Annotated in this window: 7 protein-coding genes; 3 read left to right on the top strand and 4 right to left on the bottom strand. The window is 61.5% G+C overall.

Annotation, left to right across the window (positions count from 1 at the left end; genetic code table 11):
- The first annotated feature begins 284 nt into the window (after positions 1 to 284).
- The 3 genes from QLG10_RS29360 to QLG10_RS29350 are packed head-to-tail and all read left to right on the top strand — an operon-like array spanning position 285 to position 4,470.
- The gene (locus QLG10_RS29360; protein WP_110749072.1) at positions 285 to 1,997 is read left to right on the top strand and encodes an FAD-binding protein; all 1,713 of its coding nucleotides are present in this window, start codon (positions 285 to 287) and stop codon (positions 1,995 to 1,997) included.
- An 8-nt stretch (positions 1,998 to 2,005) separates the two neighbouring features.
- The gene (locus QLG10_RS29355; protein WP_282488465.1) at positions 2,006 to 3,700 is read left to right on the top strand and encodes an FAD-binding protein; all 1,695 of its coding nucleotides are present in this window, start codon (positions 2,006 to 2,008) and stop codon (positions 3,698 to 3,700) included.
- A complete protein-coding gene (locus QLG10_RS29350; RefSeq protein WP_188264739.1) occupies positions 3,697 to 4,470 on the top strand; it encodes an SDR family oxidoreductase in 774 nt (257 codons plus the stop codon). The genes QLG10_RS29355 and QLG10_RS29350 overlap by 4 nt, the downstream gene beginning before the upstream one ends.
- A gap of 141 nt (positions 4,471 to 4,611) precedes the next feature.
- Here QLG10_RS29350 and QLG10_RS29345 read toward each other — a convergent pair whose 3' ends face one another.
- The 4 genes from QLG10_RS29345 to QLG10_RS29330 all read right to left on the bottom strand — a co-directional run.
- Positions 4,612 to 5,073, bottom strand: a complete 462-nt coding sequence (locus QLG10_RS29345) for a hypothetical protein (RefSeq protein ID WP_110749066.1) — start codon at positions 5,071 to 5,073, stop codon at positions 4,612 to 4,614.
- Between the two features lie 95 nt (positions 5,074 to 5,168).
- Positions 5,169 to 6,455: a DUF6396 domain-containing protein gene (locus QLG10_RS29340; protein WP_110749065.1), complete on the bottom strand. Its 1,287-nt coding sequence runs from the start codon at positions 6,453 to 6,455 to the stop codon at positions 5,169 to 5,171.
- A complete protein-coding gene (locus tag QLG10_RS29335) occupies positions 6,455 to 8,353 on the bottom strand; it encodes a phospholipase D-like domain-containing protein (protein ID WP_282488464.1) in 1,899 nt (632 codons plus the stop codon). Before QLG10_RS29335 ends, QLG10_RS29340 begins: the two co-directional genes overlap by 1 nt.
- On the bottom strand, positions 8,350 to 9,632 hold a 1,283-nt coding region (locus QLG10_RS29330; protein ID WP_282488463.1), incomplete at its 5' end, for a type VI secretion system Vgr family protein. The genes QLG10_RS29335 and QLG10_RS29330, both read right to left, overlap by 4 nt.

Raw genomic sequence — 9,632 nt, 5'->3', positions numbered from 1 at the left:
AATGCCGGAGAGAGGGCATGCCGAGCCCTAGCGAGGCACCGAGTGGTGGGGCAAAAGCGTTTGGTTACTTTGCGCTTCTCAAAGTGACCCGCTGTAAGAGCGGAACCATAAGTCGCCGTTACCGCAGCAATGGATATACACCCAATCCCCTAGGCCACCCCCCCCCTAGTCCACTTTGACGATGAGCCCATCCCCCCGCACCCCCGATCATGGGGCTGCACTCCGCCAGCGCACCCTGCGTGGTCGGCGGTTCTTTCCTGACCTCAGCTAATGGCATAACAACAATGACGGCTCAAGTTCAGTCTCAGACCCACTACGACGTGATCGTCGTCGGTTCGGGTGCAGGTGCGATGACTTCGGCGGTATTCCTCGCCGACCAGGGTTTCAGTGTGCTGGTGGTGGAGAAAAGCAACCAGTACGGCGGCACCTCGGCGATCTCCGGGGGCGGTATCTGGATTCCCAACAACCACTATTTCGCGCGCATGAAGGGCAATGACAGCTACGCCACCGCCCTGACTTACCTGAAGGCGGCAGCGGGCGAGCATGTCGGTGAAACGCGCTTGCGTGCCTACCTGGACAATGCGCCGAAGATGATCGAACAGCTCACCCGGATCAGCCGGGTGCGCTACGCCGTGGCGGCCAAATACCCTGATTACTATCCGCACCTGCCGGGGGCTTTGCCCGGTGGGCGAACCCTGGATCCGGAGTTGTTCGACACCAGCCTGTTGGGTGATGAGGAACTGGCGAACCTGCGCAAGCCTTCGCCTTCGACCCTGCTGATGGGGCGCATCGCCTGGACGGCGCGCGATGCGCACAAGGCCATGGCCCGTAGCTTCGGCTGGCGCCTGCTGATCATGAAACTGATGCTGCGCTACAAGCTGGACTTCAAATGGCGGCGCAAGAGCAAGATGGATCGCCGTGCGTCCTTGGGCAGTTCGTTGGTGGCGTCTTTGCGCCGCTCGCTGATGGATCGCAATGTACCGTTGTGGCTCAACACCGATTTCTGCGGCCTGGTCACCGAAAACGGTCGGGTCAGCGGCGTCACCGTGCGCCGTGACGGTGCCGAGCTGCAACTGCAGGCGCGCCACGGTGTGATCCTGGCCTCCGGTGGTTTCGAACAGAACCAGGCCCTGCGTGACCAGTACCTGCCCAAGCCAACCCGCAAGGCCTGGAGCGCGACGCCGCCCGGCAACAACACCGGCGCAGCCCTGGAAGCCGGCATGGCCCAGGGTGCGGCCACCGCGCTGATGGATTGGGCCTGGTGGGCGCCGACCATTGCCGTACCGGGAGAAGACAAGCCCCGGGGGATCTTCGCCGAGCGTGCGTTCCCTGGCGCCATCGTGGTCAACGGCCTGGGGCAACGCTTTGTCAACGAGGCCGCGCCTTACCTGGAGTTCGTCGATGCCATGCATCGTGACAACCAGAAAACCGGCGGCAAGTCGGTGCCGGCCTGGGTGATCTTCGACGCGCATTTCCGTTTCAACTATGCCATGGGACCGTTGATGCCGGGACAGATCATGCCCGACAGCCGCCTGCGCAAGGAATGGCTCAACACGCTGTACTGGAAGGCTGACACGGTGGCTGGCCTGGCCCGAGAGATCGGCGTCGACAGTCTCGGCCTGGAAGCCACCGTGGCCAAGGTCAATGACTATGCAGGCTCCGGTGTGGACCTCGACTTCGACCGTGGCGGCAATGTCTTCGATCGCTACTACGGTGACAGCAACATCAAGCCCAACCCATGCCTGGCGCCCCTGCGCAAAGGCCCGTACTACGCCATGCGCCTGGACGCCGGGGACATCGGCACCAAGGGCGGCCTGTTGACCAACGAGCATGCCCAGGTGGTGCGCGAAGATGGCACCGCCATCGCCGGCTTGTACGCCATTGGCAACTGCTCGGCGTCGGTGATGGGCACCAGCTATCCGGGAGCGGGTGGCACCCTGGGGCCGGCGATGACCTTCGGCTATGTCGCCGCCAATCACCTGGCCAGCCAGCGTTAGGAGGGGCTATGTCAATGTCCGATAACCTCCCCAGCACCGATGTGCTGCCGCCGCTGCAAGTAACCGATGGCAGCCGTGTGGACTGGGACGAAGTTTGCGACGTGCTGGTCGTCGGCTGGGGCGCAGCCGGTGCCTGCGCCGCGCTGGAAGCTCGGGCCCAGGGGGCCGACGTACTGATCGCCGACCGCTTCACCGGCGGCGGCGCCAGCGCCAAGAGTGGCGGGGTGGTCTACGCCGGTGGCGGTACGCGTCATCAACAGGCCGCGGGCTTCAACGACAGCCCCGAAGCCATGTTCGATTACCTCAAGCACGAAACCGGGGGCGTGGTGAGCGATGACACTTTGCGGCGCTTCTGCGCCGACAGCGTGAGCAACCTCGAGTGGCTGGAAAGCCACGGCGCGCCCTATGCCCACCAGATGCCACCGGGCGGGGGAAAAACTTCGTACCCGCCCGACGGCTACTTCCTCTATTACTCGGGCAACGAATTGGTGCCTGACCACGGCGGCCCCTTGCCGCCTGCACCACGAGGGCATCGCACCGTGGGCAAAGGGCAGGGCGGCGCTGTGCTTTTTGCCCACCTGAAGGCCGCGTGCCTGAAGGCCGGAGCGAAAACGCTGTTGCAGGCGGCGGCGCGACGACTGCTGGTCGACCCCCGGGGGCGGGTACTGGGTGCCGAATTTTGGTGTATGCCCGAAGGCAGCAAGCAAGCCCAGTTGCACGCACGACTGTCCGCCCGCGCCGAACGCCTGCAGAACTTCGCGCCGGGCTATTGCAACAAACTGCGCAAGAAGGTCTGCCAGCTGGAACGGGATTTCGCCAGGCCTCGTCGGGTGCAGGCACGCCATGGCGTGATCCTGAGCACCGGCGGCTTCATCTTCAATCGCCAGTTGCTCGAACAGCAAGCACCGAAGTTCCGGCGCAACTTCAAGGTCGGCGCCACCGGTTGCGATGGCAGCGGCTTGCGTCTGGGCACCAGTGTCGGCGGCCAGGGCTCCGGGCTTGAGCGGGTATCGGCGTGGCGCTTCATCAACCCGCCGTACAGTTGGCACAAGGGCATCGTGGTCAATCGCGAGGGCCGGCGCTTCTGCAATGAAGAAGTCTACGGAGCCACCCTCGGCCAACCCTTGATGGAAGAGCAGGGCGGCAAGGCATGGCTGGTGCTGGATGCGCCGTTGCGCAAGAAAGCCATCCGCGAAGCGCTCTTCGGCGGCTACTGGTGGTTCCAGAGCTTTCCGGCCCTGGCGCTGATGCTGTTCAAGGTGCGCAAGGGCAAGAGCCTGAGCGAGTTGGCCAGTGCGACCGCCATGGACCCCGCCGTACTGCGTGCGTCGGTGCTGGCCGCCAACGCCGCCGCCCGTGGCGAAGCGCCGGAGCCATTCGGCAAGTCCGAGGGCGGTCGCCAGGTGCTTGAGCAGGGGCCTTTCTATGCCTGCGATATCTCCGTGACCAATCCTGTCTTCCCCCTGGGCGCCCTGACCCTGGGCGGCCTGCGCGTGGATGAACGCAGCGGCGCGGTGCTGGACCAACACGGGCAAGCCATCGGTGGCCTGTACGCCGCCGGGCGCAGCGCGTTAGGCATTCCCTCGCACCTGTACATCAGTGGCTTGTCCCTGGCCGACTGCGTGTTCTCCGGTCGACGAGCCGGTGCCGCTGTCGCGCGCAGCCAGCAAGCCGAAACGATCCATTCACACGAGATGACATGATGACCGACAACAACAATGGCCGGGTTCACGGCAAGGTCGCGCTGGTCACCGGCGGCGCCAAGGGCATCGGCGCCGCGAGCGTGCGGCTGCTCGCGGCCGAGGGCGCCCAGGTGCTGATCAGCGACCTGGACGTCGAGGCAGGCCAGGCCCTGGCGATGGAGATCGGACCGACTGCAGCCTTCATCCGTCACGACGTCAGTAGCGAAGCTGAGTGGCGCCAGGTCATCGACCATGTGCGTGAGCGCTACGGTCGCCTGGATATCCTGGTCAACAACGCCGGCATCCTCATCGCCGGCTCGATCGAGGAAACCACCCTGGCGGACTGGCACAAGATGCTGCGAGTCAATGCCGACAGCGTGTTCCTGGGCTGCCGCGAAGGCATCGCGTTGATGAAGGACAGCGGTGGTTCGATCATCAATCTCTCATCCATCGCGGCCCTCGCCGGGCGTGACGACTACCTGGCCTACAGCGCCTCCAAAGGCGCGGTGGCGGCGTTGTCGCGTTCGGTGGCAGCGCTTTGCCGACGGCGCAAATTCCGCATCCGCTGCAACACCCTGCACCCCGACGGCGTCCTCACCGACATGACCCGCGCCAGCTTCCCCCAAGGCGTCGACCCGAACCGCCTGACCATCGACAGCGACCCGATGAACCGCATGTGCTTGCCTGAAGACGTGGCGGCCAGCGTGCTGTTCCTGGCCAGCGATGAGGCGCGGGCGATCAATGGTGTGGAGTTGCGCGTTGATAGTGGGCAGATGGTGATGAGTATCTAGCGGCTGGTGCTATCCCATCCCCAAACACCCAACACCGGCTCGCTCCTACAGGCGGAGGCGTATCTGAAATTACCTTCTGATATTCACCCTGTAGGAGCTGCCGCAGGCTGCTGTTTTTCCTCTATCAGGGCTTCTCTCGATTCAAGGCACTTGAACACTGGCCGAATCACCTTGGCTGACGATTATCTCATTGTCCTTGGTGATTGATTGCTTGATGTTTTGCCCGGTGACCCCCATGACCCGGCCGTCTTGCGCGTACGTTACTTCGACATGGCCCCCACCAATAAAATCCAGGCGAAAAATACGAGTTTGATCCTGTGTTCGCACAGCGAATGATTCAATCTCGGACAGGCTCCGGATCCCTACTGATTTGGGAACAAGATTTTCGATGGTCACTTCACCATCATTCAAGATAATTGTTGACCCATCCGGGCGAGTGACTTTCATGCCGCCCTTAATTTTTTCGATAACGTGACCATGAACCTTGCCGAGAAGGACATAACCTTCGTCGTCTACTTCACTTGAGCTTTCACCCGCTGGCACCTCCATTCCCGGAGAATGCATCTCGAACGTTATTTTATCGCCTGCTTCATGCTTGCTCATTATATTGCTCCCTTTTAGTCGCCGGAATTGGCGGTGTTGTTTCTAATGCGGGAGCCTTATGTGTTTATCGGTTGCACCTGTCGATCAGGAAATACTCAGGCCTCACCGAACAGTCTCCATTCGATATTTTCCTCTTCGACGGTCACTCGGTCGGCGAGCAGGAAGCGGCTGTGGCGCCTCTGGACTCTGACGGTTGGGAGCATTTCGCCCTTCTCGAACCGGCGAATTTGTTCACCTTCGAGACGCGAGAAAAGCTGGCTGCCGATATCGGCTTTCCAGTAGCCAGTCTGCGGACAGGCTTGGCCGCTATTGCAGGTCGGCCTGGGAGAGGTAGCTTGGATGAAGTCGGGAGATTCCGGCAGCGGTCGGCCGGTGGCGGGGGCCAGGAGTTTAGCCTTGGCCAGCTGGTTGATCAGCGCTTCGACGGGTTTTTCTGGGGGAATGTTGGCCAGGCGGGTTTCAAGCCATTGGAGTTTGCCGTCCCACGCGGGGAGTTTGGCTGGGGGGAGCGGGAGGATTTCGTTAATTTCGGGGACTTTGGGGTTGGCGTACGAGTAGCCGGAGAGAATCTTTCGGATTGTCCTATAACGCTCGGCGCGCTCAAGATCTTCCTGTTGCCCAAGGTAGTACAGTTCATCTGAAGGCAACGAGCTGTGAAAACCATTACTTAAAAATGAAGCGGACGAGCTGTTACCGGCTGCCACCCCGAGTTGAAATGCTTCGAGTGCCTCTTGATAATTCTCCCTTCTTTTGAGATTGACTCCCAGTTCCACAGCCGCTTCACCATGGCCCTGTTCGGCTGCACATCGACGCATTTGCCGGGCAATGTCGGGGGCAATATCGCTCGGTGCCAGCTTGTCGGCCACATGGTATTGCGCCTGCGCGCTGCCCTGATCGGCAGCCTTGCGGCAGTAACGCAACGCCATTTTCGAATCCTGCTTCAAACCGGCGGATCCTTGCTTGAGGAAGATGCCGACAAAGTAGTATCCCGTCGCCACACCCCCGTCGATGAGCTGCTGGCTCATCCTCAAATATTCCTCGCCTCGAAGTTTGAACTGACCACGCATCGCGCCGTTCTGCAGGTTGATGTTGGCTTTGTAATGGCCATTTTCGGCGGCGATGCGGTATAGCCGTTCGATTTCGGCATCGACGTTTTTGTCCTGCTTGAGCTGGTTGTTTTTTTGCAGCCAGCGCGCATATTGAAACAGCAAATCGGACTCGGTTGACGCATCAGGAATTTGTTCGTGGGCACAGGTAAAGGCTAACTTGGCTTTGATCTCGGTGAGTGGGTTCACATGAGGTTCCTTCTTTGTAGAGGCAACGGCGCTGGGACTGTCACAGGCGACCAGCAACAGGCAGGACAGCAGGAGAAAACGGTGCATCAGTCCATGTCCTTCAGTTTTTCTTTGTCATAATGAAATTCGACTAGGGAGGTGGCCGGTACGCCGCTTTTCTTGTCTTCCTGTCGATCTTTGTTGTCCTCAATGATGTCCTGCCAAGCATCGAACGCATCACCCGCATCATCCTGCCCCCCCTTCCCACCCGTATGCAGATTCCACAACCGTCGCCGCAACCCCTGGGTCACACTCGCCCATTCATGGGCAATATTCAGCTCGCTATCGACCTGCATGCTGCGGGTGTTGATGTTGGCTGAGCCGTGGGTGGTGAACACGTCGTCAACAATCATCAACTTGGAGTGGATGTACACCGGCATCCAGTCCTTGCCCGCCGGTGAGTCGGGGGCGACCAGCGAGCACACGTGGACTTTCAGGCCGGGAATGTTCAGGTCCGCTTCAACGGCGTTGCGCTCGACTGCGCTGATGTTGGCGTTGAGGTCAGCCATTCGAAAATCATTGAGTCTGGCGGCATGCCGCTGAGCTTCACTGAAATCGGTTCCGCCCAGCGCATCGGTAAGATTCGTCAGCGTGAGCAAGGCGCGCTGTTCGAGCATTTCCCCCAGGGTGGGGGCCTGCTTCGCAGCGTCACGCTTTGTCTGTTCAACGCGCCGTAACTTGGTGATCACGGGGATGGTGTCGCCACGCCCGAGGCTTTCGAGCATGCGCTGGGTATTGATCGCGCCGGGCTCTACGCTGTCTTTGCTGGCATTGGTAATCACGAACAGGTGCAAGGGACCGTGTATTCCGGGGTCGCGCCCGGCCTTCGTCTGACCGGCCGCCACAGCCTTGATCAGCTCGGCCAGAGGTGGCCAGCGAAAATATTGGTTTTCGATGTAGATGAACTGGGTCGCGTTGTTCACGGCCTGCAGATACAGCGCCTCGATATCGCGCTTGCCCTCCTGCGGTTGGGTGCGTACCAGCTGGGCCATTTGCCGGGTGGCGTCCGGGGTGCATTGAAGTGTCGGTCCCACCTGCATGGCACGGCGCGAGGCGAACAGGTCCTCGCCGGTTTCCTTGCGCCAGGCGGTGGCGAAGTTGTGGTGCAGGTGTTCGAGGATGGGTCCACTGACCTGGCTGGAAATGTCCTGGCGCGGGGTATCGCCACGCGGGCCGGCGCAGGCTTTCGGCTTACTGTCCTTGGCGCGTTTCAACGCCGAATGATCGTTGGTGTCCCAATACTCGTCGAGCATGTTGTGGCCCATGACGAAGCCGGTGGCGCGATCGGCTATTTCGTAGTCGACCAGGACCGTTTTCTGATGGTGGGTCGCAGCCGCGCTCAGCGTGGCAATCGTGCTGGGGCTGAGGTGCGGGTCGAGACTTGCGTATTTCACTTGATGGGCAATTTCAGCTCTTTCATACACGCTGAAACCTCGGCTGACGAACACCGGCACATCGCGAGCGACTCGCATCGCAGCCGCCGCACTGCCATTGAATGCACATCGGGAAAACCACTGACGGTCATAGGCGTATTGGTCGTCCGTGGAAGGTTGCAACTCCCGGTTGGCGATGCGGTACGGGCCTTTACCCGGCAAGTTGGCTTCCCCCGCCACGCCAGCGGCATTGAACGGCGCTTCCCAACCCAACAGCCGAACCTCGACGCCTTCCCGCGCCTTGGTCATGAGCAACTCGCCGATCCGCGGCGATACGCCATCGCGGATGAAGTACATCGACGGCTGAAACCCCCAGCAGATGATGTCGACGGTCCTCACGGCCCTGGCAATAGCCTCGTGCACGGCCCGGAAGGTTTCCTCGCCGTTGATCAAGGGTTGATAGGTCGCCTTTGCAGGAGGGTACTCGGTGTGCTGCACGTACCAGGGCGGGGTGCAGGTCACCTTGTTGGTATGCTGCAGCGCGACCGGCACGACAATGTCGGGTCTCATCATTGTATTTTTCCTTCCGGGTCGTTGATGCCCATCTGCGCGGCGTACAGCCCGCGGTGATCGGTGTGTGACGTTGGCTGGCTCACCTCGGCAGCGGCTTGCGCGGGGTGGTTATGCAGGCCGCGATTGGCGAGTGCTGCCTGCTCGGCATTGCGGTAATCGGTGGGGACCGGGATCTGGTAAGCCACACCGTTGGCCATCACCAGCCGGTAACCCCGGGGCACGACCTGGTGGTCGATCGACAGTTGCCCGCTCTTGTCCAGCACGCCTTGCTGGAGCACTGCGCCGTCGGCGTACAGCGTGTAGGGCATTCCCGCCCAGCCGAGGCCCGAGGCGTTAGGGGCTTGCGGTATCTCGAAGCGCAAGGTTTGCCTGGATTGAAGTGGCGGGTAATCCGGATGCGTAGCGGTCATGCTGGCCGGGCCGCTAAAGGCGAAGTGTGCGGATTTGGCCGTGTGGTCTCCCGCCGTCCCCGATTCGATGCCGCCCGCATCGAGGCTGAAATAGCTTCCGCCGCCATTGAGGGTGATTTTCTTTTTTGCCGTGATGCGGACTTCGTCTTCGGTGCTGGTAATCGACAGTTCGTGGCGGGCCAGCAGCTCGAGTTGGTCGTTCTGCGCCTGCACGGAGACCGGGCCCTGATTGGCGATCAGTTTGATCCCCAGCTTTCGCACGAACAGGTTCAACCCCCGCCCGACGCCGATGAACAGGCGCTTGACCACGCTGATATCGGCTTGGCCGCCAGCGTTGAGCATCAGGTTGTCCTGCGCCGCCAGTTGCAGGTGCTGGCCGCTGGTGAGGGCGATGCCCTGGGGCGCGCTTAGCAGAATCATCTGGGCCTCGAGCTCATCGAGTTGGTCGCGCATCAGTGACAGTTGGGCCTCCACATCGGCAGGGTCGGCGTGGGCCGCCTGGGCATCGCTGGAGAGGCTTTGCGACTGCTCGCCGGCCTGTTGCAAGCGGCCCAGTGCGGCTTGCATGTCCAGTACCTGACCCTGGGCTTTCGGTTGTTCCTCGGCTGTGATGAACAGGCCCTTGCCCCCACGAATGGCGCCATGCCCATCGGTCCTTAGCTCAAACCCTTCCCCGCGTTTCTGTTTCTTGGCATCCACCAAATGCCCCAGGCTCAGCTGACTCTTGCCGCCATATTCCGTGCTGAGCTTGACGTGCTCCTGCCCCCGCAGGTCTTCCATGCGCAGCTTGTTGTTCGCCGGCGTGCGCAGCACGTTGCGGGTGTGGTCGCGCCTGCGCAGGGTCACGGGGTCCGGGTGTTCGCTGTCGT

Source organism: Pseudomonas sp. V98_8, assembly GCF_029967975.1.
In the GTDB taxonomy this organism is placed as follows: domain Bacteria; phylum Pseudomonadota; class Gammaproteobacteria; order Pseudomonadales; family Pseudomonadaceae; genus Aquipseudomonas; species Aquipseudomonas umsongensis.
Note: the sequence above shows the minus strand (reverse complement) of the source record. Positions and strands in the feature narration are given on the sequence as shown.

Bases quoted from the DNA above. Each gene is read 5' to 3' on its own strand.
- QLG10_RS29360 (WP_110749072.1), top strand. From the start codon at position 285: ATGACGGCTCAAGTTCAGTCTCAGACCCACTACGACGTGATCGTCGTC.
- QLG10_RS29355 (WP_282488465.1), top strand. From the start codon at position 2,006: ATGTCAATGTCCGATAACCTCCCCAGCACCGATGTGCTGCCGCCGCTG.
- QLG10_RS29350 (WP_188264739.1), top strand. From the start codon at position 3,697: ATGATGACCGACAACAACAATGGCCGGGTTCACGGCAAGGTCGCGCTG.
- QLG10_RS29345 (WP_110749066.1), bottom strand. From the start codon at position 5,073: ATGAGCAAGCATGAAGCAGGCGATAAAATAACGTTCGAGATGCATTCT.
- QLG10_RS29340 (WP_110749065.1), bottom strand. From the start codon at position 6,455: ATGCACCGTTTTCTCCTGCTGTCCTGCCTGTTGCTGGTCGCCTGTGAC.
- QLG10_RS29335 (WP_282488464.1), bottom strand. From the start codon at position 8,353: ATGATGAGACCCGACATTGTCGTGCCGGTCGCGCTGCAGCATACCAAC.